Here is a 23,311-nt window from a genome sequence, read left to right on the forward strand (position 1 = left end):
GGTGAACTACCTTGACAGCCTCCGCCTGATCGACGGCCCGGTGGTGTGGCTCGCGTGGGCCGCCGGTGCAGCCGGCCTGGCCTACCTCCTCTGGCACACCGGACTTCGGCACTCGGGTTTTCGGAACACGGCTTTTCGGGAAACCGGACCGCGCCGCCTCGCCAGTGCGGCCGTCGTCGCGGCCGCCGTAACCCTGCTCGCCGCCGCTCTCGTCGCGGCCGGGCACTGGTTCCTGATCTACGTGTTCACGGTCTTCCCCGCCGAACTGCCTGGCGAGAACCTCGCGTGGTCCGTTGCCGCCGTCGCCGCCGTGCTCCTGTGGCTCCTGCGCCTGTTCGGTCTCTGGGGCCGCGGCCGCAGCCACCCCAGACGTTGGCGCTCAAGCGCCGCAACCACGGCCGCGCTCTTGGCCGTCCTCGCGCTTTCCGCCGTCCAGATCAATATCTACTTCGGCCTGAACCACACCGTCGGCGATCTCACCGGAACGGCAGTGGCCCGGATCCAGCCGCTCGGGGCTGGCCTGACGCGCACGGTCGGCGGCCCTGCCGCCACCGGGCTCGCCCAATGGCGGGCACCCGCCAAGCTTCCCGACGGCGTCATCCGCAAGGCGGTCATCCCCGGCACAGTCTCCGGATTCCAGAGCCGGGACGCCTACGTCTACCTCCCGCCCGCCTACCAGAGTTCCCCGCGGCCGGCGCTGCCGGTACTTGTCCTCTTTTCCGGCCAGCCGGGCAGCCCCGCCGACTGGCTGACCGGCGGCGCGCTCCGGAGCCGGCTGGACGGGTTCGCAGCCCAGCACGCCGGGGTGGCGCCTGTGGTGGTGGTGGTCGATCCCAACGGCTCGCCGTCCGGAAACACGTTGTGCCTGGACAGCCGGATCGCCCAGGTGGACACCTTCCTGGCGCGCGACGTGCCGGACTGGATCAACCGCACGCTCGACGTCGACCCTGACCCGGGGCAGTGGGCCGCGGGCGGCTTCTCGTTCGGCGGCACGTGTGCCGTGCAGATGGTGACGAGGCATCCCGACATCTACAGCGCAGCGCTGGCCTTCTCCAGCGAGGATGAGCCGGCCCTCGCAAAGGAGCGCGCCAAGACCATCGAAGCCTCCTTCGGCGCCGACGGCGCCGACGTCGCCGCCTTCGACCGGCTGACCCCGCTCCGCGTCATGGCGGAAAACCGGTTCGGCGGCCAAAGCATGTACTTCGCCGCCGGGGACCATGACCCGGAATTCATCAGCCACATGGAGGTGCTCTCCGAGGCGGCACACCGCGCCGGGTTCACGGTAGAAACACGCCGGATTGCCAACGCGGGGCACTCATGGGATACGGCATCCAACGGCCTGCCCGGCGGCCTGGACTTCCTGGCCCGGCGCTGGGGGATCGTCCCATGAGCCGGGCCAACACCGACGCCGCACGGACCGCGGCCGGGCCCGGGCCGGGGGGCCCGCCGCGGCTGAACGTCTGGCGGCAGGGCATGCGGCGTACACTGGCGCACTTCCGTGCCGTACCCTTCACTCTGGCGGTCCTCGCGACCTTCCTGATCGTCGGGGCCGTCACGGGCAGCTTCCTGTCCGGACCGCCCAAGGCCCTGCTGCCCATTGCCTCCGTCAGTGCGCCGGGGCTGCGGGCGGGACACTGGTGGTCCCTGTTCACCTCACAGTTCTTCGCCACCAACCTGCTGGCCTACCTCGCCGCATCGCTGATGATCCTCGTGCTCCTGGGCCTCGCTGAACGGCATCTGGGGACGCTGCGGACGGCCGTGTTCTTCTTTGCGGGCCAGTTCGCCGCTGTGACCGTGTTCCTGCTGATCACCCAGCTGGCCCGGTATATCGGAGACGGCTGGCTCGGCCTCATGGTCAACGCCCGGCTGATCGGCCCCTATGCAGCCGTCCTGGCCGTGGCCCTGGCCGCCAGCGGACTACTTCCCACGCTCTGGCAGCGACGGCTGCGGACCGCCGTCGTCGCCGCGTCCCTGCTGCTGGTGCTCTACGTCGGGCATCCGGAGACCGTAGTGGGACTCGCCGGTGCCCTCGCCGGCCTGGCCGCCGGCTGGTGGATCCAGGACGACCGGGGGACGCTGCACCGCCACCGTTCAACGGGACGCGAAACGCGGAACCTGCTGGCGCTCACTGTCGCGATTTTCGCGGTCGGACCGATCCTCACAGCCGCTGTCAGCAGCCCCACCGGGCCCCTGGCCTTGTTGCGCGACATCGTACTGAACCCGCTGCCCACGCTGAGCCAGCTGGAGGAAAACTGCGGCGGAACGGTTGACGTCAGCTGCCTGGAGGCCGGCCGGGCCGGATTCGCCGGTCCACTGGGCCTGGCGCTGGCCGTCGTCCCGGTGGTCCTGCTGCTGATCTGCGCGGACGGCATGCGCCAGGGCCGCCGCCTGGCCCTGCGGATCGCCATCATCGTCCAGCTCGCCGTGACAGCCCTGGCCGCCGTCTACCTCGCCCTGTTCGCCCGCATTCCGCACTACCCCAACCGGCCGCACACGGCCGTGATGGGCTCCGGCTTTGTCCACGTCCTTCCGCTGGTGGCCGTTCCGCTGCTGCTCGTTGTGCTGCTCTGGCTCAACCGCCGGCAATTCCGGGTGGAGACGGCACCGCGGGCCCGGCTGATCCTGGGCGTTGTGGTCGGCGGCACGTGGCTGGGGCTCGCCGGCGCCTATGCGGTGGCTTGGCTGGCGGCCGGGGGGATGGACCGCGACGGGGGAGTGCTGGGCCTCGCGGCGGAACTCGCCCGGCAGTACCTGCCGCTGCCCATTCCCGGCGCCTACAGCCGGCTCTTCCAGAACCGGTACGCCATCGAGTCCTTTCTGTTCGCCTATGCCGGCATCATCTTTTGGGGAGTGGCCCTGGCGGCGGTCTGGCTGGTCCTGCGGCGCCGGCAGCACGGTACCGGCCTGAACAGCACCGACGTCGGCTCCGGTGACCGGGACACGGCCCGTGACCTCATCCGCCAAGGCGGAGACTCGCTGTCCTGGATGGCGCTCTGGGAACCGAACAAATTCTGGTTCACGCCGGACCGGCGCGGCGGGCTGGCCTATCAGCAGCACGGCAACGTGGCCCTGACGCTGGCGGGGCCCTTCGGACCTGCCGCCCTCCACGAGGAAACCGCAGCGGGTTTCATGCGCTACTGCGCCGAGCATGCCCTGATCCCGTGTTTCTACTCCTGCACCGCCGGCCTCTGGCCGATGCTCCAGGGCCGCGGGTTCCGCCGGGTGGCAGTGGCTCAGGAAACCAGGCTCGCGGTGCGCGAACTCGAGTTCAAGGGCAAGGAATGGCAGAACGTCCGCACGGCCCTGAACCGTGCCGCGAAAACCGGCGTCCGCGCGGTGTGGGGGCGCTACAGCGAATTCCCGGCCCCGCTGCGCGCACAGCTGAGCGAGGTCTCCGAGGAATGGGCGGCGCAAAAGCACGTGCCGGAGATGGGGTTCACGCTCGGCACCATCGACGAGCTCGACGACGACGAGGTGCTGTGCTGCCTGGCGGTGGACGCCGACGGACGCGTGCAGGGTGTCACGAGCTGGCTGCCGGTGTACGAGGACGGACAGCTGGTGAGCTGGACGCTGGACTTCATGCGCCGGCGCGGAGACGCCTTCCCCGGCGTCATGGAGTTCCTCATTGCCTCCGCGGTGCTGGAGCTCAAGCGCACGGTCGCAGTGATCTCCCTTTCCGGCTCGCCGCTGGCAAAGGACCGCGCCGGAGTCGACGCAGCCGGTCTCAGTGACACCGGGGACGCTCACGCCAGGGCCGCTGCCCGCGAGACTTCCGGGGACGCTGCCGGCGAAAATTCCGCAGACGCAGCTGGAGACCGCGATGCCGGCGAAACCTCCGCAGACGCAGCTGGAGATCCTGCGGCAAAGGCTGCCGGGGACCGCGATGCCGGGCCGGAGGGTCTGGCTGGGATCCTGGACGTGGTGGGCAGGGCCCTGGAACCTGTCTACGGGTTCCGCTCGCTGGCAACGTTCAAATCGCGCTTTAAGCCCGACTACCGCACGCTTTACCTTTACTATCAGGATCCGTTGCAATTGCCCGCGATGGGCCGGGCCCTGAGCCGCGCGTATCTTCCCGGGTTGTCCGTCCGGCAGAGCGCACGCCTGTTGCGCACCCTGGTGCGTTAGCCGGCAGGTCCGCCGGGGTATTGTGTGGCGGGGTTATTGACGCGCATCCCTGGCGCGGCTCCGGGCTCTGCCGCAAACGCATTCGGGCTGGGCAATTCGGAGGAACAATGCTCTTGACCAATGAGGCGTGCCCAAAAGGGGAGGACCGAATCACTGCGCCCAACAATGCACAAAAAATGATCCCCGGCACAATTGCCGGGGATCATTCCTGGTGCCGGAAATGCCCTAAAGCACTTCCAAACGGGAGACTAGACCAGCGTTACGCCGGTAGCCTGGGGACCCTTGGCGCCCTGGCCGATCTCGAACTGAACACGCTGGTTCTCGTCGAGGGTCTTGAAGCCACCGGTCTGGATCTCGGAGTAGTGAACGAAGACATCGCCATCGGAGTCATCCGGGGTGATGAAGCCGAAGCCCTTTTCTGCGTTGAACCACTTGACGGTTCCCTGTGCCATTTGTTTCTCCTCGTTGTGGATCTTGAATAAGTTCGGCACACTTCGCACCAAACTTGGTCACTCTGCGAGAAGAACCTTTGGCATCGGTTCCGGATTCCCGGACCGCGGCTGCAGGAGCTCCACGCTCGCAACATGTCTTGCGAGCATGAATAACACCTACACAAAGACTTGTATAAGAATTTCATGACACTTGCGTCAGGTCAACGGGCGAACGGAAGAAATGCATAAATTTTGTGCAAAGAACCGCCCAACGCGAATCGCCAACGCCGAAAGGCTGCCGCAGCAGGCTTTAGAAGAGCCTGGATTCGCTGTCGTCAACGCCGCGCATGGCGTCATAGTCCAGGGTTACGCAGTCAATTCCGCGGTCCTTAGCGAGAACCTTGGCCTGTGGCTTGATCTGCTGGGCCGCGAAGATTCCCCGGACCGGAGCCAGCAGCGGGTCCCGATTCAGCAGTTCCAAGTACCGGGTGAGTTGCTCGACGCCGTCGATGTCGCCGCGCCGCTTGAGCTCAATGGCCACAGTGGCGCCGTCAGCGTCCCGGGCCAGGATATCCACGGGGCCGATCGCGGTGAAATACTCGCGGCGGATCAGCGAGAAGCCGTTGCCGAGCAGTTCGATCTGTGCGGCCAAGAGCCGCTGGAGGTCCGCCTCGACGCCGTCCTTGATCAGGCCGGGGTCCTGGCCCAGTTCGTGGGACGTGTCGTGCAGCTGCTCATGAATATTGATAATGAGCCGGTCATCGGTCTTGGCCGACTGGACGGTCCACTGCTCGACGACGCCGACCTCGACGTCGATCTCATCCGGGGTGGAGACGCGCAAGGACGCCGGAGGGCTCATCCAGTTCAGCGGTTTGTAGGATCCGCCGTCTGAATGGACCAGGACCGAGCCATCGGCCTTGACCAGAAGGAGCCTGGTGGCCAGCGGGAGGTGGGCTTTGAGGCGGCCGACGTAATCAACGGAGCAGCGGGCTATGACTAAACGCACCCGGTCCACTCTACCGCCTGCGCCCGGGTGCCAGGGTGGCCGCGGGCTGGGGTCCGCGCCGGGCCGGGGGGCTGTCCGGCGGGGCTTGGCCTGCGGCGCCGGCGGTGCCGCAATGCGTGGCAGCGGGGCTGGGGCAGAATGGAGGCATGCCCCGTTCCAACCGCCCCCGCCGCGCAAGTTCTGCCAAGACAGGCTCTGGCAAGAGCGCAGCGCCCGGAAAGAGCAAAGCCACCGGAGCCAAGCACGGCCCGGCTCCGGAGCTCGATCTGGAGCGCGCCCGCTCAGGTTTCGCCCGCCGGGAAAGCGCGCCGGACGGCGAGTGGATGGTCCGACCGATCACCGCGAGCCGTGCCGAGAAGACCTACATCTGCCCGGGCTGCTCCACCGCCGTGCTGCCGGGGATCGCCCACCTGGTGGTCTGGTCCGAGGACCACCTCTTTGGTGCCGCGGCGGGCCTCGCCGAGCGGCGCCACTGGCATACCAACTGCTGGACCTCGCGGAGCTACCGCTATCGCTAAGCTGGTCAGCATGACCTTTGATCCCGCGTCGTACGTCTTCACCCAGCCGTCTGCGCCAACCGCCATCCGTGCGTCCACCGTCCTTCCGGCCCACCGCGAGAACGTCGAACTCCGCACCTCGGACGGACACCGGCTGGTGGGCGAGCTCGCCGTCCCGGAATCCGGCGAGATCAAGGCAACACTCATCACCCTGCACCCGCTGCCGACGCACGGTGGCTTCATGGACTCGCATGTTTACCGCAAGGCCTCCTACCGGCTGCCGGCCCTTGCCGGAATCGCCGTGCTGCGCTTCAACACGCGCGGTACGTCATCGCCGCGGGGGACCAGCGGGGGAGCCTTCGAGGAAGGCATCGGCGAGCGTATGGACGTCGAGGCCGCGGTGCAGTTCGCCGTGGACCGGGGCCTGCCGAACCGGTGGCTGGTGGGCTGGTCCTTCGGCACCGAGCTGGCCCTCATGTACGGCGCGGCCGAGCCCGTCGCGTCCGAGATCGAAGGGGCTATCCTGCTCTCGCCTCCGCTGCACCGGGCCACGGACGTGCACCTGAAGGAATGGGCGCAGGCGGGCAAGCCGTTGAAGGTGCTGGTCCCCGAACATGACGACTACCTGCAGCCGGTGGCTGCGGCCGCGAGGTTCGCGCTTGTGCCGCAGGCCCAGGTGTTGGGGGTCGACGGCGCCAAGCACCTGTGGGTGGGGGAGAAGTACGCCGGACGCGTGCTCAACGAAATTGTGGATGAGGTCATCCCCGGCAATGCCGGACCAGGGAATGCCGGATCAGGGAATGCCGGAACTGTGCTGCCGCAGGAATGGGCCGGGCCGGTCGCCACGGCGCACTGACTGCTAGCGGCTGTCCTGGCGCGCGATGAAGATTTCCTTGACCAGCAGCAGGATCGCTGCCGCCGTGGGGATGGCGATCAGGGCGCCGAGCACGCCGAGCAGGCTGCCGCCGGCGATCACCGAGATGACGGCGACGGCCCCGGGCACCGCCACGGCCTTCTGCATGATCCGCGGTGAGATGAAGTAGGCCTCGAACTGGAGATAGGCGAAATAGCAGATGGCAAAGACAACCGCCGTCTGCCAGCCGGCAGTCAGTGCAACGATCGTCACCAGGAACCCGGCAATCATGCCGCCCACCAGGGGGATGAACGCCAGCAGCGCCACCACGAACGCCAGCAGCGTGGCGAACGGCACTCCGATGATAGACATTACGATGAAGGCGAAGGTGGCGTTCAGCACTGCGACGGCGGCTTGGCCGATGACGTAGTTGCCCACCGAACCGGTGATTTCCTCGGACAGGGCTTCAACCCGGGCCCGGCGCGAGCGGGGCGCCAGCCGGTAGCCCCACTTCTTCATGGCGGGAAGGGCTGCCAGGAAGTACAGGCTCAGGACCAGCACGATCAGCGCGCCAAAGAGCCCGTTTGCCAGGGTGGTGCCGAAGCCGACAACACCGCCGAAGATGCCGCCCATGGCCTCCGGGTTGTTGACGAACTTCTCCAGCTCCTGGCTGATGCGGTCCCGGATGCCGAATTGGCTGTCTACGCTCCGGAAGAACTCCGAGTCGATGAACTCCTGGACCCATTTGGGCGCCTGCTGCACGATTTGCGTCACCTGCTGCACGATCGTGGGGATCAGGGTGGCGAAAAATGCGGCGACGGCAACCGCCAGGGTGGAGACGGACAAGAGGATGCCGGCGGCGCGGGGGACATTCCGGTGTTCGAGCCAGCGCACCACGGGGTCCAGCCCCAAGGTGATGAAGAGTGCCGTGAGGATCCACAAGAGCAGCTGCGTCGTGTTCGAACCGATCCAGTAGACCAGGAGGGCGATGCCGACGCCGACCGTGCCCATGAAGCCCATGTAAAGGGGGTGCTGGGCGGACATCCGTGGACCGGGGCTGCCGAAGGGCGTCTCGGAGCCGGGCTCGGCCTCATGCTCCGGCGGCATCTCGAAGCGGATTCGCGGCTGCGCTCCGGGCAGGGGCTGACGCAGGCGGCGGGCCGCGGACACAAGGACATTCGCGACGGCGATCCGGGGACGGGAGGTTGCGGGCCGGGGGGCGGCGGCGGTTTCTTCGGGGCCGCGTTCCTGGCTGCCGGATTCCTGGGCTTCTTCTTGTCCGGCGGCGGACGAATCCGTATGTTCAGTCACTGCGTTGAATGCCCTTATTTCCGTGCGGCGCCCCTGGTGTGGCGCGGGTGTGATGATCACCGCAAACACTATCAGCAGGCTTGTCAGCTCAAGGGCGGGGACCCGGCCAGAGAGCCGCGGGCGGGGGTGCGCCGGGCCGCCGATCTGACTCGCGGGTAACAAAATGGTTACTATTGAAGCTAACTGTCCGCTGATGATTGGTAGTATTTTGCGTTTCAAGACTGCAGTCGCCCTGGTGCTGCTCGGCCTCCTGACCCTGCTGGCCGGAATTGGCCAGAAGACGTTCTGGGCTCCCCCGGAGACGATTACGGCCACGGCGCCGACCGGTACTGCCGCGCCGCTGACCGTCTTCGACGAGAAGCTGAGGACGCTGCACCCTGGGACCGTGAACATCCAAGTCAAGGGCGAAGGTGCCTTCCTGCTGGCCGCCGGGCGGCCGGACGACGTCGACGCGTGGGTGGGCAAGACGGCACACAACACTGTCACCGGCGTCTCGGAGGACGGCAAGGCGTTGCAGCTGACGCATACCGATGGCGATGCCACCGCGCCCTCGCCCGCCGGATCCGACCTTTGGGTCAGCACCGAGAACGCCAGCGGTGAAATGAACTACTCGTGGAACGCGCCGGCCGACGGCGACTGGTCCCTCCTCCTGGCGACGGACGGCACCAAGCCCGCCCCCAGCTCCATCACGATCACGTTCCCGAACGACACGTCCACGCCCTGGGCCATTCCGTTCATGGTGCTCGGCGCCCTGCTGATCATCGCGGGCGGGGCGCTGCTGGTCCTGAAGCCGAAGTCAGGCAACCGGTCCGGCAATGGGACAGACGACGGCGGCAACGGCGACGGCGGCAGCGGCGACGACGGGGGCGGCAGCGCATTCGCCCGCCGCGCGCAGGCCAAGGCCGCGGCACGACGCGCGGGACAGGGTTCGACGGCAAGCACGCAGCAGCCTGCCGTACCCGGCACTGCAGCACCCGAAACAGCACCCCAGCCGGCCACACCGGAGAAAACAGCGCCTGAGAAGACAGCGCTCGAGCAGAAGACAGTGCAGAAGAAGGGCATCGGCACGGCGCGCCGTTCCGGCATCGTGGTGGCCCTGCTGACGGCCACCGCCGTCGCCGGAACATCAGTGGCCGCCCAGGCCAGCCAGACACCCGCGCCGTCGCCCAGTGCTCCGGTGTCCAGTGCCCCGGCGACCCCTGCGCCGGCCTCCAGCAACGCGACCCCGGGCACTTCCACTGCGGACCAGGACCAGGCCGGCGATGCGCCGGTGCTGCTGGACGCCCAGTTCCGCCGCGTCCTGGAACAGGTTGCGGGTGCCGTCGATGCCGGAGACGCCGCCAAGGACGCCGCCAAGCTGGCGCCGCGCGTGGCCAAGTCCGAGCTCGAGGTGCGCACGCAGAACTACAAGATCCGCTCGCAGGTCGGCTCTTACGAGGCCCGCATGCCTGTCCGTTCCACGAAGCTGCTGACCACTGTTGTCACCAACAAGCGCAGCTGGCCCCGCTCCGTCATGGCCGTCACCCAGGGCGACGGCAACGTCGTCCCGCAGCTGCTGACCCTGACCCAGGCCTCCCCGCGGGAAAACTACAAGCTGGTCAGCAGCACACCGCTGCAGCCTGGCGCCACCTTCCCGGCGATCGGGCGGGCCGGCACGGAGACCATGGCGTCCGCGGACAAGGGCGGACTGCTGTACAGCGGCGACGAAGCCCTCGCCGGACTGGGTGACCGCCTGACCACGGCCACCTCCGCCTTCAAGGACAAGCTCGTCGAGGGCCAGTCCTCCCCGTACATCGCGGACACACTCGCCTACCAGGCCGACGTCGTCAAGTCAGGCGTCAACGGCGCCTTCGCCTTCACGCACAAGGTGGCCCCCGAGAACACAGTCGTGTTCCGTACCGCCGACGGCGGGGCACTGGTGTTGGGCCGCCTGAACTTCTCCTTCGACGGCACCCCGAAGGCCGCCGGGGACAAGCTCACGATCGGCGACGACGCTGCGGCCCTGGCCGGCGGCAAGGAGACCAGCACCGGCATGGTGCTGAACTTCGCCGAGTCCGTGGCGGTCTATGTTCCGCCGGCCGGTTCCAAGGATCCGATGAAGCTCGTGGCCGCCACCCGCGGCCTGGTCGGGGCTGCCTTCAAGTAGCCTTCACCGGCGGGGACGGTGGCGCCGGGCGGGACTTCAATGGCTAGAGTGGAGCTATGACTACGCCAGCTTCCCGCCCGGTCCCGCCAGTTGCCGCCAGCCCGCTGAACCTGCGCGGCGCCGTCGATCTCTCCGCCTTGAAACAGCGGCCGGCGCCTACCGCACCGGCACCGGCAGCGCCGGGTCCGGCGGCCACCGGTCCGACCGGTTCTGCCGCAGCCCCCGCACCGGCAGCCGGTGCCGCCGGCCACTCCGGCCGGCCGCTGCGCGTGGACGTGACCGAAGGCAACTTCCAGGAGCTCGTGGAGCTCTCGGCCCAGGTGCCCGTGGTGATCGCCCTCTGGGCCTCCTACTCGCCCGGCTCCGGCCAGTTGGTGGAGGTCCTCGAAGGCATCGTCGAGAGCTATGGCGGTCGGCTGGTCCTCGGGGCCGCCGACATCGACGTCTTCCCGGAACTTGCCCAGGCCTTCCAGGTCCAGGCCGTGCCGACCGCCGTCGCCGTCGTCAAGGGCCAGCCCGTTCCGCTCTTCCAGGGCAGCGCGGACGAACAGCAGGTACGCAGCCTGTTCGACGAACTCCTCAAGGTCGCGGCCGCCAACGGCGTGACCGGACAGATTGGCGCCGGCGGACCCGGCAGCGGGGAACCTGAGGCTCCGCCGCTGCCGCCGCTGCATCAGGCAGCGTTCGACGCGATCGAGGCCGGCGACTACGAGGCCGCCGCTGCCGCCTACCGGCAGGCCCTGAACGAGATGCCCGCCGACGCAGAGGCGAAGGCCGGTCTGGCCCAGGTGGAACTCATGGCGCGCCTGCAGGCCTTCTCGGGGCCGGAGGCAGATGACCTTCGCCGGCTCGCAGCCGACCAGCCGGACAACCTGGAGGCCCAGCTTGGCGTTGCGGACCTGGACGTCGCCGGCGGCCACATCGAGGACGGCCTCGGCAGGGTCGTGACGTTCATTGGCCGGAATTTCGGCCCCGAACGTGAGACCGCCCGGGTCCGGCTGCTGGAACTTTTCGACGTCGTCGGCGCCGGTGACCCGCGGGTCGCCAAGGCCCGCCAGGGACTGGCCCGGGTGCTGTTCTAATGGGATCGGCACTCTTCGCGCCGCTGGACTTGAGGTCCCTGCGGCTGCAGCACCGCGGCTGGGTATCGCCGATGTGCCAGTACAGCTGCGAGCCCGGGACGGGCGAGGGCGTGCCCACCGACTGGCACCTCATGCACCTGGGCTCCTTTGCCACCGGGGGCGCTGCCCTCATCCTCACCGAGGCCAACTCAGTGAACTCCGCGGGCAGAATCAGCCCCCGGGACGCCGGCCTCTACAACGACCACCAGGCCGCGGCCTGGGAACGCATCACCTCCTTCGTTCACCGGCACGGCACCGCGGAGACCAAGATCGGCACCCAGCTGGCGCACGCCGGCCGGAAGGCGTCCTCCTACTGGCCGTTCTCGGGCAAGAAGGGCAGCGTGCCGGCGTCCGACGGCGGCTGGGACACCCTCGGCCCGGGCACCGGCGCGTTCGACGGCTACGCGCCGCCGTCGGCCATGACTGAAGAGCAGATCGACGGCGTGATCGCCGACTTCGCGGCGGCCGCCGTGCGGGCCGTCGACGTCGGGTTCGACACGATCGAAATCCATGGCGCCCACGGCTACCTCCTGCACCAGTTCCAGAGCCCGCTGGTCAACGACCGCACGGATCGCTGGGGCGGGGACGAGGCAGGCCGGAACAGGCTGACGCTTGCTGTGGTGGACGCAGTCCGCGCCGTCATCCCGGACTCCATGCCCCTGTTGCTGCGGATCTCGGCCTCGGACTGGGCGCCGGGCGGAATCGAGGCCGAGGCTTCGGTCCGGATGGCCAGTGCCGCCGCGGAGCGCGGCGTGGACCTGGTGGACGTTTCCAGCGGCGGGGCCGTTGCCCACCAGCAGATTCCAGTGGGCCCCGGCTACCAGACCGGGTTCTCCGCCCGGATCCGGCGCGAAGCCGGAGTCAGGACCGGCACTGTGGGACTCCTTACCTCGGCCGGGCAGGCCGAGCACGCGGTGGCCACCGGGCAGGCCGACGGCGTCTTCATAGCCCGGGCCGCCCTGCGGGACCCGCACTGGTGGCTGCGGGCCGCGTTCGAGCTCGGCCATGACATTGCGTGGCCGCCGCAGTACGAACGCGCCATACCCCGGCACATGTTCTAAAACGCCAGGTCGCGGGGCCGGTTCCCCCGGGTGAAAACCTACGCCTTGCGGACGATCCTTTTCGCGCCGGCGGAGCGTTAGTCTGGCGTCATGACATTCCAGCCCCCGGTCCCGCCCGGCCCGTCCTCGCCGGTTCCTGCCCTGTCCCTGCTTGGCCTCGCCAAGCGCTTCGGCGACAAGATCGCCGTCGACGGCATCAGCCTGGACGTTCCGGCCGGATCCTTTTACGGGGTGGTGGGCCCCAACGGCGCCGGCAAGACCACCACGCTGTCCATGGCGACGGGCCTGTTGCGCCCCGATTTCGGGACCGCGCTGGTCCACGGCGTCGACGTCTGGCAGCATCCGCTGGAGGCCAAGAAGCTGATGGGAATACTGCCCGACGGCGTCCGGCTGTTCGACCGCCTGAGCGGTGAGCAGCTGGTGACCTACGCCGGCCTGCTGCGTGGGATGGACCGGGCGATGGTGGCGTCACGGGTGGCGGAACTGCTCGCGGCGCTGGACCTGGGCAACGACGCCGGCACGCTGGTGGTGGACTACTCCGCCGGCATGACGAAGAAGATCGCGCTGGCCTCGGCGCTGATCCACGCCCCACGTCTCCTGGTCCTCGACGAGCCGTTCGAATCGGTGGATCCCATCTCCGCAGCGAACATCCGCGACATCCTGGACCGCTATGTTGCCTCGGGTGGAACGGTTATCGTCTCCAGCCACGTCATGGACCTGGTCCAGCGCATGTGCGACCACGTCGCCGTCGTCGCCGGCGGCCGGGTCCTCGCCGCCGGCACTGTGGAGGAAGTCCGCGCCGGGGTCAGCCTCGAGGACCGCTTCGTGCAGCTTGTGGGCGGCCGGAACCACACGGAAGGGCTGGAATGGTTGCGCACCTTCTGAGGCTCAAGCTGACCCTGCTGCGCAACAGTGTCCGGCGCAGCCCCTGGCAGCTGGTGGGCCTCGGGATCGGCGCCCTGTATGCATTGGGAATCGTGGGTGTTTTGGTGGCCGGGCTGATCGTCCTGCGCGGCCAGGAGATCGAACTCGCCCAGACCGTGGTGGTCCTGGGCGGCGCAACGGCGCTCCTGGGCTGGGCCATCATCCCCGTCGCGGTCTCCGCCACGGACATGACCCTGGACCCTGCCCGCTTCGCCACTTTCGCCGTGCCTATGCCGCAGCTGCTGACAGGGCTGGCGCTGGGCGGCCTGATCGGCATTCCGGGCAGCGCAACCTCGCTGGTTGCACTCGCCACGGTAGGCACCTGGTCCCGCAGCCTGCCGGCCGCGGCTGGCGCTTTGGTGGGTGCCGTGCTGGGCGTTCTGAGCTGTGTCGTGCTCTCCAAGGTGGTGACCACGGCCACGGCCGGACTGGCCAGCTCCCGGCGCTTCAAGGACATCAGCTCCGTCGCCTTCCTCATCCCGCTCGTGCTCACGGGCCCCATCGTGGCGGGCATCGCGAGGGGGATCGCGGGTTCGGGCGATTTCCTGACCGTTCTGGCCCGGACGCTGTCCTGGACTCCGGCCGGGGCGGCCTTCGCGCTTGGCGGCGAGCTCGCCGCCGGAAACTACGCGGCTGCTGGTGTGAAATTCCTCATCGCCGTGGCCACACTGGCGGGCCTGGCCGTGGCATGGAAGGTCCTGCTGCAGCGTGCCCTGGTGACCCCGCCCTACGCCGGGACATCCAAGCGGCGCACCGGCGGCGCGGGGCTGTTCAGGCTCCTCCCGGCGACGCCGTCCGCCGCCGTCGCCGCGAGGTCCCTGTACTACTGGCTGCGTGATCCCCGCTACGCCGGCGCTCTGGTGGTGGTTCCGCTCCTGCCCGTGCTGATGCTCTTCCAGGGCAGCCAGAGCGGGTTCCATGGTCCGTTCCAGTTTGTGGGGCCGCTGACGGCCTTCCTGTTAGCCTGGTCGATCTCCACGGACGTCTCCTACGACAGCACCGCGTTCGCCCTGCACGTGGCCACCGGTGTGCGCGGGGCCGATGACCGGCTGGGCCGGGCACTGGCGTGCCTGAGCTTCGCACTGCCCGTGGTGCTCATCTTCAGCGTCGGACCCTTCTTCTTTACCGGCGACTGGGACAAGCTGCCGGCGATCCTCGGCCTCTCCCTCGGCGTCCTCTTCACCGGCCTGGGCCTGGCCTCGGTGATCTCGGCGCGCTACACCGTGAGCGTCCCGCTGCCGGGCGACAGCCCATTCAAGAAACCGCCAGGCAACGTGGCCCAGACCCTCGCCGTTCAGTTCGGCGGCATGGCCGTGCTCATGGTCCTCGTGGCGCCTGAGGTGGCTCTCGTGGCCGCGCAGTTCATCACCGGCAGCGCCGTGCCGGGCTGGATCACCTTGGTCCTCGGACCGGTGCTGGGCCTCGCGCTTTTCGCCACCGGCGTCCGGGCCGGCGGTGCGTGGCTGGACCGGCGGGGCCCGGAGCTGCTGGCGCAACTGGCCGTCAACCGCTGACGGGTGCATGCTGGGAGTGCGCAGACTCAAACACCAGGTAGGCCAGTAAAGGCAGGATCATGGAAGTTGTCATCCTTCCCGGCGGCAAGCAGGTCGCGTCGCTTGCAGCGGATGCGGTGGAGGCCCTTCTTCGCCGCAAGCCCGACGCCGTGCTGGGCCTGGCGACCGGTTCCTCGCCGTTGCCGATATACGCCGAGCTGGCCCTGCGGCACCAGCGCGACGGCCTGGATTTCAGCCAGGTACGCGCCTTTGCCCTGGATGAGTACGTGGGACTGCCCGCCGGGCACCCGGGGTCCTACCGCGAGGTGGTCGCGCGCGAATTCACCGTACGCGTGAACATCAGCCCGGCCAACGTCCACGTGCCCGACGGCGCCGCGGCGGACATCCCGGCAGCCTGCCAGGACTATGAAGACGCCATCCGCGACGCGGGGGGAGTGGACCTGCAGCTCCTCGGCGTCGGCACGGACGGCCACATCGGGTTCAACGAACCGGGCTCGTCGCTGGCGTCCCGGACCCGGATCAAGACCCTGATCGAGCAGACACGCCGGGACAACGCACGGTTTTTCGACAGCCTGGCTGCCGTGCCGCACCATGTCCTGACCCAGGGCCTGGGCACCATCCTGGATGCCCGCCACGTCATCCTGGCCGCGACCGGTGCGCAAAAGGCCCAAGCCGTCCGGGATCTTGCCGAGGGCCCCGTCGCCGCCATCTGCGCGGCCTCCGTGCTCCAGCTGCACCCGCACGCCACCATCCTCCTGGACGAGGCGGCGGCATCGTCGCTGCGGCTGGCTGACTACTACCGCCACAGCTACGACCACAAACCTGCCTGGCAGGGGCTTTAAGCTCCGGCCCCGGCATCGCGCAGGTCCGGCAGGGGACTTCCAACGGCTAAGATGGGTGTCATGACTAGCATGACCGATCCTCTCGAAAACGATCCGATGCGCGAGCTCTCCGGAGCCGGTACGTCTACGGCCACGATCGAGCGCGAGGAACTGCGCCAGGAAGTTGAGCCCGGTGACCGGGAGCGCTTCTCGCACTACGTGCGCAAGGAAAAGATCATGGAATCCGCGCTGACCGGTGACCCGGTCATCGCGCTCTGCGGCAAGGTCTGGACCCCGGGCCGGGATCCGCAGAAGTTCCCCGTCTGCCCTGAATGCAAGGAAGTCTACGAGGGCCTGCGCCCCGGGAACGACGGCGGCAAGGGCTCCGGCGACAAGTAACGTCATGTAACGGGAGCTAACGGAACAACCGGGGCTCCATGAGCCGTCCCTGACCGCGGTTCTCTATGCGGCGCGCCGCTGCGCCACAGTTCTTGTTCCCTGTTCTCCTGCTTGCCGGTCCATGCTGTCCGGGCCCGTCCTGTGCGGGGTTCCGACGGGTCCATCCGAAATAGATTGGTGTTTTTGTGCTTATTTGGGTATCTCAGCCGGCTGCAGCCATGCTCGGTTGGAGGGCGCCTCAATGACAGAGACACTTTTCGGCGGACCCACGCTTCCCCCCGCCTATCCCGAGCGGGCTGCCTGGGGCACCGCCCCCAAGCTGCGCGCCTGGCAGCAGGAGGCGCTGGACAGCTACTTCAGCATCCACCCCAAGGATTTCCTTGCGGTCGCAACCCCCGGCGCAGGTAAAACCACGTTCGCCCTCCGCGTGGCGTCCATGCTCATCGATTCCGGTGTGGTCAACCGCGTGACCATCGTGGCGCCCACCGACCACCTGAAGCGCCAGTGGGCCGACGCCGCCGCCAAGGTGGGCATCGCGATCGACCCGAACTTCAAGAACGCCGACGGCCAGCACGGCCGCGGGTTCATCGGCGTCGCCGTGACCTACGCCCAGGTGGCGAGCAAGCCCATGCTGCACCGGGCCAAGACCGAGGCCGCCCGCACGCTGGTGATCCTGGACGAAATCCACCACGGCGGCGAGGCGCTGTCCTGGGGCGACGGCCTCCGCGAGGCGTTCGACCCCGCGACCCGCCGGCTGTCCCTGACCGGTACCCCGTTCCGCTCCGACACCTCGCCCATCCCGTTCGTGGAGTATGCCGAGGACCGCGACGGGATCCGGCGCTCCAAGGCCGATTACACCTACGGCTACGGCAAGGCGCTGCGCGACCATGTGGTCCGCCCGGTCATGTTCATGGCGTACTCCGGCCAAATGCGCTGGCGCACCAGCGCCGGGGACGAGATGGCGGCCTCGCTCGGAGAGTCGGCCGTCACGAAGGACATCACCTCGCAGGCCTGGCGCACGGCGCTGAACCCGGCCGGCGAATGGATCCCCGCCGTCCTCGCCGGCGCGGACAAACGCCTCAGCGAAGTCCGGCGCAGCGTCCCGGATGCCGGCGGCCTGGTCATTGCCACCGACCATGAGGACGCCCGCGCCTATGCCGGGCAGCTGAAGAAGATCACCGGCGAATCGCCCACTGTCATCCTCTCCGATGACGCCAAAGCCTCGAGCAAGATCGAGGAATTCACCGCCAGCGAGAAGCGCTGGATGGTGGCCGTCCGGATGGTCTCCGAGGGCGTGGACGTGCCGCGGCTGTCGGTCGGCGTCTATGCCACCTCGACTTCCACCCCGCTGTTCTTCGCCCAGGCCGTGGGGCGTTTCGTGCGTGCCCGCAAGCGCGGCGAGACGGCGTCGGTCTTCCTGCCCTCGGTGCCGCAGCTTATGGCGCTGGCCAACTCGATGGAGGCCGAACGCGACCACGCCCTGGACCGTCCGGAGAAGGAAGACAGCGACGGCCTCTTCAATCCTGAAGACTCGCTCATGGACGAGGCGAACCGCGAGGAGAAAGCCTCCGACTCCCTGATGAAGGGCAAGTTCGAGGCCCTCGACTCCCAGGCGTCCTTTGACCGCGTGCTCTTCGACGGCGGCGAGTTCGGCACCGGCGGCGAGGTGGGCTCGGAGGATGAGCTCGACTTCCTCGGAATCCCCGGCCTGCTGGACGCCGACCAGGTCGGCACTTTGTTGCGCCAGCGCCAGCACGAACAGTTGAACCGGAAGAACAAGCGCTCCCCGCAGGCGGAGGCCGTCCCCGTTGCCGCCCCGGCCGTGCCGGACCACCGGATGCTGATGGACCTGCGCACGGAGCTGGCGAAGAACGTCGCGGCCTGGTCGGCCCGCACCGGGACCCCGCACGGCGTCGTCCACACCAAACTGCGCACCGTCTGCGGCGGCCCGGCCGTCGCGCAGGCCAATGAGGAACAGCTGCAGACCCGTCTGCGGAAGCTCCAGGACTGGTTCATCGGCCGGAAGTAGCCGGAGGAATTCAGCAGGGGGCAACAGTGGAGGGACCAGGCCGATGTGAACTGGTCCCCGAAAGTTGGACTGGCCAAATAAGATCCTAAGCCGCGAGGGCCTGGGCACGGTATTGCACCGGGCTCAGGCCCTCGAGCTTTGTTGAGATCCGGTCGGTGTTGTACCAGCGGATGTACTCGTTGAGTTGTGCCGTCAAGGCGTCGGTGCTGATGAAGCGGACACCGTGGAAGAGTTCTTCTTTGAGGTGGCCGAAGAAGTTCTCCATCACGGCGTTGTCGTAGCAGTTGGCTTTGCGTGACATTGACTGGACTGCGCCGGCGCCCTCGAGGAGATGTGCTGGTATTGAAAGCCCTGGTCCGAATGCACGAGTGGCTGCTGGCCTGGCTGGAGACAGGTCAGGGCTTGCTCCAGCGAAGTGTTGGTGAGGACGAGGTTCGGGGACGAGCTGATGGTGTGGGAGATGATCTGCCGGTCAAAGAGGTCCATGACCGGTGAGAGGTAGAGTTTCCGGTCGCCGACGCTGAACTCGGTCACGTCTGTCACCCACTTCTGGTTCGGGGCGATGGCGTCGAACTTCCGGTTCAGCAGGTTCGGAGCAACGACGACCTGTTCTCCTTGATAGGAGTTGTAGCGCTTCCTGCGCCGGACCTTACAAGTCAGCCCAAGTGCCCGCATCAGCTTCAGCACAGTCTTCTTCGCGAGCTTCCAGCCTTGCTTGAGCAGTTCCGCATGAATGCGTCGGTGCCCGTAACGGGCGTGGCTGGCCGTGAAGATCGCCGCGACGGCGGACTTGAGGGTCCCTTGCGGGTCCGGGGCTTGGAAGCGGGCCTGGTGATAGAAGAACGTCGAGCGGGCCAGACCCGCGATGTCCAAGAGCAGGTCGAGGCGGTGTTCGGCCTTGAGAGCGATGACGGCGCGGACCCTTAGCGCCGTTCCTCGTCCCTCAAGGCCTGCACTTTTCCCAGGAATGCCACCTCTGCCCGCAGGCGCTCGTTCTCCCGGCGCAGCCGCTGCAGCTCCGATTCAGGTTTCTTCTCAAAATCCCGGCTTGCATGGGGACGGCCTTTAGGCCTCGGGCGCAAACCATCTTCACCCTCGGCGCGGTACAGGCCCGTCCACTTATCGATCAACTTGGGAGAAGACAACTGCAGCTCTCTCGCCAATCCGACTTTGCTCTCCCCAGACAGGAACCGCTGGACTACAGCGAGTTTGAACTCGAATGAGAACACCCGTTTGGTTGGTTTAGCCACCAGCGTCGTACCTCCGCGAACTCGCCATCGGTCATATAACCGACCGATCGCCTTCGGGCTCACGCCGAGCCGAGTTCCTACGGCTCTGACGCCCCAACCGGTCTCAAACAACGCTACAGCGGCCTCGCGTTGCTCCTCGGACAATGAACTGCTCTTGAACATGAAACTGCTCCCCGTAAGTCAGAACTGAATTTTCAGTCCAACTTTCGGGGAGCAGTTCAATGGCCTGGTCCCTCCACTTTTTATTTGCGCTGATTCGCGATTCGGCTACTGGGCTGTTGTTTACTTCCCCGTGCCGCAGACCTGGCCGTACTTCTGGCCTGCCGCGGTGTAGTCGGCCTTCATGTCCTCGAGCTTGGCGGCGTCCGGGGCGGGCTTGGCCGCCTCGTCAAAGTATTCGATGATGGACTGCAGCGGATCCCGCAGGTCTTCGGATGCTGCCGCCTTGATGGGCCGCAGCTGGTTGGCGACCCTGGTCATGCCGGCCTTGTCCGACGTGGCCGTCTGGGCGGAGACCACGGTCTTGACCCGGGCACAGGTTTCTTCGTTGGTCAGCTGCGGCGAGGCCGAGCAGCCGGCCGCGCCGAGCAGCGCTCCGGCGGCAATCAGAACGGTCAGGGTCTTCTTCATGGTGTACTCCGGGGTTCTACGGGTCTGTCGATATGGCAAGACTGGCGATAGGGCAAGGATTTCGAGTCTACTGCGGCGGCGGCCTTTTCCCGCCAGCCGTTAAGCCCGCCCGGCTCCCCGGGCAGGGGTGTTGGCGCTCAGAGGACATCGACGCCGCCGAGCTCCATTTCGGCCACGGCGTCGTCCAGGTCGTCGGCGATTCCGACCGTCAAACCGCGCAGCACTGTGACGGAGTAGCCGGCCTGGACGGCATCCAGGGCGGTCGCCTTGACGCAGTAGTCCGTGGCGATCCCGACGACGACGATGTCCTCCACGTCGTGGCTCTGCAGCCAGTCATCCAGTCCGATCGCGTCCTCGCCAGCGGCGGAATCACTGGCAGCGAAAAGACTCCCGGCTTCGTCGGAATCGGTGCCGGAATCGGTGTCGGTGCCGGGAACGGGCATGGCGCCCGGTTTGCGGTCCCCGGTGGGGACGTCGTCCTCCGGGGCCAGGAGGCCTTCGAAGCCGGAGTACGCCGCGGCAAACTGGCCTTTGCGGAAGTACGCCTGGATGTGTTCGGGGTCAAGGTCGGGATGCAGTTCGGCCCCGCGGGTGCCCGCCACGCAATGCGGCGGCCAGCTGTCCACGAAATCGGGTTCCTCCGAGAAATGCGCACCGGGATCGATGTGCCAGTCCTGCGTGGCCAGGACGTGGTCAAACTGGCCGTGGTGTGCGTCAACATATTCGCTGATTTCCCCGGCGAGGTTCGCCCCGCCGTCGACCGGCAGGGCACCTCCCTCACAGAAATCGTTTTGGACGTCAACGATGATCAGGGCGCGGGACATTTAGTCCTCCTCGTAGATGGTGGGGATGGCCGCCTCGCCGCGCTGCAGCCGGTTGACCACCGCGGGAAGCTCCCGCATGGTCTCCGCGTGGCGCCGGCTTGCGCGCTGGACCCCCTCGGGGCCGGTCCACCCGGGCAGGAGCTCGCCGTTCTTGACGAACTGCTTCAGCAGCGGCCGGTCATTGCCGTCATCCTCCGGGTGGTGGCCGACGCCGACGATTTCCGCTGTGGCGGTTCCGCGCTCGTTGAGCTTGCGCAGGGCATACTTCCGGCCGCCCTTGCTGGCTTTGTTCTTGGCGGCCTTGGCGACCGAGATGAAGTCTCCGGTGTCGTCGGTGCGGCTGACGAGCTTGTAGACCATGCTCGCCGTCGGTGCCCCCGAACCGGTCACGAGCGAGGTGCCCACGCCGTAGGAGTCCACCGGGGCGGACGCCAGCGCCGCGATGGCGAATTCGTCGAGGTCAGAGGTCACCACGATCTTGGTGCGGTCATTCCCGAGTTCGTCGAGCAGTTGCCGCACCCACTGGGCCTGGGCCACGAGGTCACCGGAGTCCAGCCGGACAGCGCCCAGCTTGTCGCCGGCGAGGTCGACGGCGGTGCGGACGGCCGTTTCGACGTCGTACGTATCCACCAGGAGCGAGGTGTCCGGTCCGAAGGCGGCAATCTGGGCCTCGAAGGCCTCACGCTCACTGTCATGGAGGAGGGTGAAGGAATGGGCGGCCGTGCCCACCGTCTTCAGCCCGTAGCGCAATCCGGCCTCCAGATTGGAGGTGCTGTCGAACCCGGCGATGACCGCGGCCCGGGCAGCGGCGGCCGCCGATTCCTCGTGCGTCCGGCGCGACCCCATCTCGATGCACGGGCGGGTTCCGGCCGCGGAGATCATCCTGGAGGCGGCCGAGGCGATCGCGCAGTCGTGATTGAGCACGGAGAGCAGGTACGTCTCAAGGATGCAGGCCTCGGCGAACGTGGACTCCACGATCAGCACGGGGGAGTTCGGGAAGTAGGCCTCGCCCTCCGGATAGCCCCAGATGTCGCCGGAAAAGCTGTAATCGGCCAGGTACTCCAGGGTCTGGTCGTTGACCACCTTGGTGCGGCGCAAGTAGTCCAGTTCCGGCTCGCCGAAGCGGAAGTTCGCGATCCCCTCCAGCAGCCGGCCGGTGCCGGCCACGATCCCGTAGCGGCGCCCGTCCGGGAGCCTCCGGGCAAAGGCCTCGAAGACCGATTTCCGGTGGGCCGCGCCCGACTGCAGAGCCCCCTGCAACATGGTCAGCTCGTAATGGTCGGTGTACAGGGACGTGCGGGGACGGTCCCAGCCAGCAGAGGTACTCACAAATTCACTCTAGTGTGCATCCCCATAGAATGGACAGATGACCCTCAGCGTTGCGCTCGGCCCCGACACCCGGGAGAGCACCCAGACCGGAACAGTGACGTCCGGCGACGTGCTGACCGCCCCGGACATCCCCTGGAACCTCGTGATCTGGAACGATCCCGTGAACCTGATGAGCTACGTGAGCTTCGTGTTCCGCAGCTACTTCGGTTACTCGGAGGCCAAGGCCAACAAGCTCATGATGGAGGTCCATAAGAAGGGCCGCTCGATCGTGGCGCACGGCAGCAAGGAGCAGGTGGAGCAGCACGCCGTCGCCATGCACGGCTACGGCCTCTGGGCGACGGTGGAAAAAGCCACGGGCGGCAACGCAGGCGGCTCCGGCAAAGGCAAGGGAAAACGTGGCTAAGGCATTCAAATACGGGCTCAAGGGCATCAGGGGCCATCTTGAGCCGGCGGAACGGGAACTGCTGCGCAGCCTTTTTGACGATGTGATCTCCATGCTGGAGCCGGAGGAGCGCGCCAACGAGGACCCGCTGGCGGCCCTGGTGGGGCTGGACACCGAAGCCCGCGAACCCTCGGACCGCGCCCTGCGCCGGCTGCTGCCGAACGTCATGAAGAACGACGACGCCGCCTCCCTTGAGTTCCGCCGGTACACCGAACGGTCGCTGCGCGAAAACAAGATCGGCGCGCTCAAGGCGGCCGCCCTGAGCCTGGACCGGGAACACCTCGTCCTGACACCCGACGACGCCCGGCACTGGGCCACCGCGCTCAACGATGTCCGGCTGGTGCTGGCCGAACGCCTCGACATCCGTGATGACGCCGACGCCGACAACGTCCACCTCATGCAGGACTGGGCCCAGGCCGAGGACGTGGAAAGCTACCTGGCCCTCGTGTACAACTTCACCACCTGGCTGCAGGAGTCGCTGGTCCAGGCGATGGTGCACTCGCTCGATGCCCGGCGCTGAGCCCGAGCGTGTGACCCATGAGACACGAGTTGCACGCCACAATGTGATGGCTGCCCAGCAGGCGTTGTCCTATCCTCG

At 67.6% G+C, this 23,311-nt stretch carries 23 protein-coding genes; 14 read left to right on the forward strand and 9 right to left on the reverse strand.

Features of this window, described 5'->3' with window-relative positions:
* Window position 1 precedes the first annotated feature (1 nt).
* Window positions 2-1,390 carry an alpha/beta hydrolase gene (locus AC1DEM_RS17730; RefSeq protein WP_476885614.1) on the forward strand — a complete coding sequence of 463 codons (1,389 nt, stop codon included), beginning with the start codon at window positions 2-4 and terminating at the stop codon, window positions 1,388-1,390.
* A gap of 83 nt (window positions 1,391-1,473) precedes the next feature.
* A complete protein-coding gene (locus tag AC1DEM_RS17735; protein WP_476885666.1) occupies window positions 1,474-4,125 on the forward strand; it encodes a phosphatidylglycerol lysyltransferase domain-containing protein in 2,652 nt (883 codons plus the stop codon).
* Between the two features lie 248 nt (window positions 4,126-4,373).
* Here AC1DEM_RS17735 and AC1DEM_RS17740 read toward each other — a convergent pair whose 3' ends face one another.
* Together AC1DEM_RS17740 and nucS are read right to left on the reverse strand one after the other, a co-directional pair.
* Window positions 4,374-4,577 (reverse strand): cold-shock protein, encoded by a 204-nt coding sequence (locus tag AC1DEM_RS17740; protein ID WP_011692441.1) that lies wholly within the window; start codon window positions 4,575-4,577, stop codon window positions 4,374-4,376.
* A gap of 289 nt (window positions 4,578-4,866) precedes the next feature.
* Window positions 4,867-5,562: an endonuclease NucS gene (nucS, locus tag AC1DEM_RS17745; protein WP_476885615.1), complete on the reverse strand. Its 696-nt coding sequence runs from the start codon at window positions 5,560-5,562 to the stop codon at window positions 4,867-4,869.
* Between the two features lie 146 nt (window positions 5,563-5,708).
* Here nucS and AC1DEM_RS17750 point away from each other — a divergent pair, with 146 nt between their 5' ends.
* The gene (locus tag AC1DEM_RS17750) at window positions 5,709-6,080 is read left to right on the forward strand and encodes an ATP/GTP-binding protein (protein ID WP_476885616.1); all 372 of its coding nucleotides are present in this window, start codon (window positions 5,709-5,711) and stop codon (window positions 6,078-6,080) included.
* A gap of 10 nt (window positions 6,081-6,090) precedes the next feature.
* The gene (locus tag AC1DEM_RS17755) at window positions 6,091-6,915 is read left to right on the forward strand and encodes an alpha/beta hydrolase (protein ID WP_476885617.1); all 825 of its coding nucleotides are present in this window, start codon (window positions 6,091-6,093) and stop codon (window positions 6,913-6,915) included.
* Between the two features lie 3 nt (window positions 6,916-6,918).
* Here the strand turns inward: AC1DEM_RS17755 and AC1DEM_RS17760 are convergent, their stop codons facing one another.
* Complete coding sequence (locus AC1DEM_RS17760) at window positions 6,919-8,103, reverse strand: AI-2E family transporter (RefSeq protein ID WP_476885667.1); 1,185 nt, start codon at window positions 8,101-8,103, stop codon at window positions 6,919-6,921.
* A 313-nt stretch (window positions 8,104-8,416) separates the two neighbouring features.
* On the opposite strand from AC1DEM_RS17760, the gene AC1DEM_RS17765 reads away from it, so the two are divergent.
* The 8 genes from AC1DEM_RS17765 to AC1DEM_RS17800 all read left to right on the forward strand — a co-directional run bounded on the left by AC1DEM_RS17765 (window position 8,417) and on the right by AC1DEM_RS17800 (window position 18,238).
* On the forward strand, window positions 8,417-10,369 hold the full coding sequence (locus tag AC1DEM_RS17765; RefSeq protein ID WP_476885618.1) for a hypothetical protein: 1,953 nt from the start codon (window positions 8,417-8,419) through the stop codon (window positions 10,367-10,369).
* A 56-nt stretch (window positions 10,370-10,425) separates the two neighbouring features.
* Complete coding sequence (locus AC1DEM_RS17770) at window positions 10,426-11,451, forward strand: co-chaperone YbbN (RefSeq protein ID WP_476885619.1); 1,026 nt, start codon at window positions 10,426-10,428, stop codon at window positions 11,449-11,451.
* On the forward strand, window positions 11,451-12,551 hold the full coding sequence (locus AC1DEM_RS17775; RefSeq protein ID WP_476885620.1) for an NADH:flavin oxidoreductase/NADH oxidase: 1,101 nt from the start codon (window positions 11,451-11,453) through the stop codon (window positions 12,549-12,551). The genes AC1DEM_RS17770 and AC1DEM_RS17775 overlap by 1 nt, the downstream gene beginning before the upstream one ends.
* 90 nt (window positions 12,552-12,641) lie before the next feature.
* The gene (locus AC1DEM_RS17780; RefSeq protein WP_476885621.1) at window positions 12,642-13,436 is read left to right on the forward strand and encodes an ABC transporter ATP-binding protein; all 795 of its coding nucleotides are present in this window, start codon (window positions 12,642-12,644) and stop codon (window positions 13,434-13,436) included.
* A complete protein-coding gene (locus tag AC1DEM_RS17785; protein ID WP_476885622.1) occupies window positions 13,418-14,989 on the forward strand; it encodes a transporter in 1,572 nt (523 codons plus the stop codon). Before AC1DEM_RS17780 ends, AC1DEM_RS17785 begins: the two co-directional genes overlap by 19 nt.
* 59 nt (window positions 14,990-15,048) lie before the next feature.
* Window positions 15,049-15,831, forward strand: coding sequence for a glucosamine-6-phosphate deaminase (nagB, locus tag AC1DEM_RS17790; protein WP_476885623.1), 783 nt, complete (start codon window positions 15,049-15,051; stop codon window positions 15,829-15,831).
* A gap of 60 nt (window positions 15,832-15,891) precedes the next feature.
* Entirely contained in the window at window positions 15,892-16,209 is a 318-nt protein-coding gene (locus AC1DEM_RS17795; RefSeq protein ID WP_377985578.1) for a DUF3039 domain-containing protein, read from the forward strand.
* 241 nt (window positions 16,210-16,450) lie between these two features.
* Window positions 16,451-18,238 carry a DEAD/DEAH box helicase gene (locus tag AC1DEM_RS17800; RefSeq protein WP_476885624.1) on the forward strand — a complete coding sequence of 596 codons (1,788 nt, stop codon included), beginning with the start codon at window positions 16,451-16,453 and terminating at the stop codon, window positions 18,236-18,238.
* Window positions 18,239-18,323: 85 nt separating this feature from the next.
* On the opposite strand, the gene AC1DEM_RS17805 is transcribed toward AC1DEM_RS17800, so the two are convergent.
* The 6 genes from AC1DEM_RS17805 to AC1DEM_RS17830 all read right to left on the reverse strand — a co-directional run bounded on the left by AC1DEM_RS17805 (window position 18,324) and on the right by AC1DEM_RS17830 (window position 22,271).
* On the reverse strand, window positions 18,324-18,539 hold the full coding sequence (locus tag AC1DEM_RS17805) for an IS3 family transposase (RefSeq protein ID WP_476885625.1): 216 nt from the start codon (window positions 18,537-18,539) through the stop codon (window positions 18,324-18,326).
* On the reverse strand, window positions 18,503-19,111 hold the full coding sequence (locus AC1DEM_RS17810; RefSeq protein WP_476885626.1) for an IS3 family transposase: 609 nt from the start codon (window positions 19,109-19,111) through the stop codon (window positions 18,503-18,505). Before AC1DEM_RS17810 ends, AC1DEM_RS17805 begins: the two co-directional genes overlap by 37 nt.
* A gap of 50 nt (window positions 19,112-19,161) precedes the next feature.
* Window positions 19,162-19,650, reverse strand: a complete 489-nt coding sequence (locus AC1DEM_RS17815) for a helix-turn-helix domain-containing protein (RefSeq protein WP_476885627.1) — start codon at window positions 19,648-19,650, stop codon at window positions 19,162-19,164.
* 120 nt (window positions 19,651-19,770) lie between these two features.
* The gene (locus tag AC1DEM_RS17820) at window positions 19,771-20,118 is read right to left on the reverse strand and encodes a hypothetical protein (protein WP_476885628.1); all 348 of its coding nucleotides are present in this window, start codon (window positions 20,116-20,118) and stop codon (window positions 19,771-19,773) included.
* 137 nt (window positions 20,119-20,255) lie between these two features.
* Window positions 20,256-20,942: an isochorismatase family protein gene (locus AC1DEM_RS17825; RefSeq protein WP_476885629.1), complete on the reverse strand. Its 687-nt coding sequence runs from the start codon at window positions 20,940-20,942 to the stop codon at window positions 20,256-20,258.
* A complete protein-coding gene (locus AC1DEM_RS17830) occupies window positions 20,943-22,271 on the reverse strand; it encodes a nicotinate phosphoribosyltransferase (protein WP_476885630.1) in 1,329 nt (442 codons plus the stop codon).
* Between the two features lie 37 nt (window positions 22,272-22,308).
* Here AC1DEM_RS17830 and clpS point away from each other — a divergent pair, with 37 nt between their 5' ends.
* Both clpS and AC1DEM_RS17840 read left to right on the forward strand, forming a co-directional pair.
* The gene (gene clpS, locus AC1DEM_RS17835; protein WP_377985169.1) at window positions 22,309-22,674 is read left to right on the forward strand and encodes an ATP-dependent Clp protease adapter ClpS; all 366 of its coding nucleotides are present in this window, start codon (window positions 22,309-22,311) and stop codon (window positions 22,672-22,674) included.
* Complete coding sequence (locus AC1DEM_RS17840) at window positions 22,667-23,233, forward strand: DUF2017 domain-containing protein (RefSeq protein WP_476885631.1); 567 nt, start codon at window positions 22,667-22,669, stop codon at window positions 23,231-23,233. The genes clpS and AC1DEM_RS17840 overlap by 8 nt, the downstream gene beginning before the upstream one ends.
* Window positions 23,234-23,311 lie beyond the last annotated feature (78 nt).

Source organism: Arthrobacter sp. 05T420 (genome assembly GCF_056396305.1).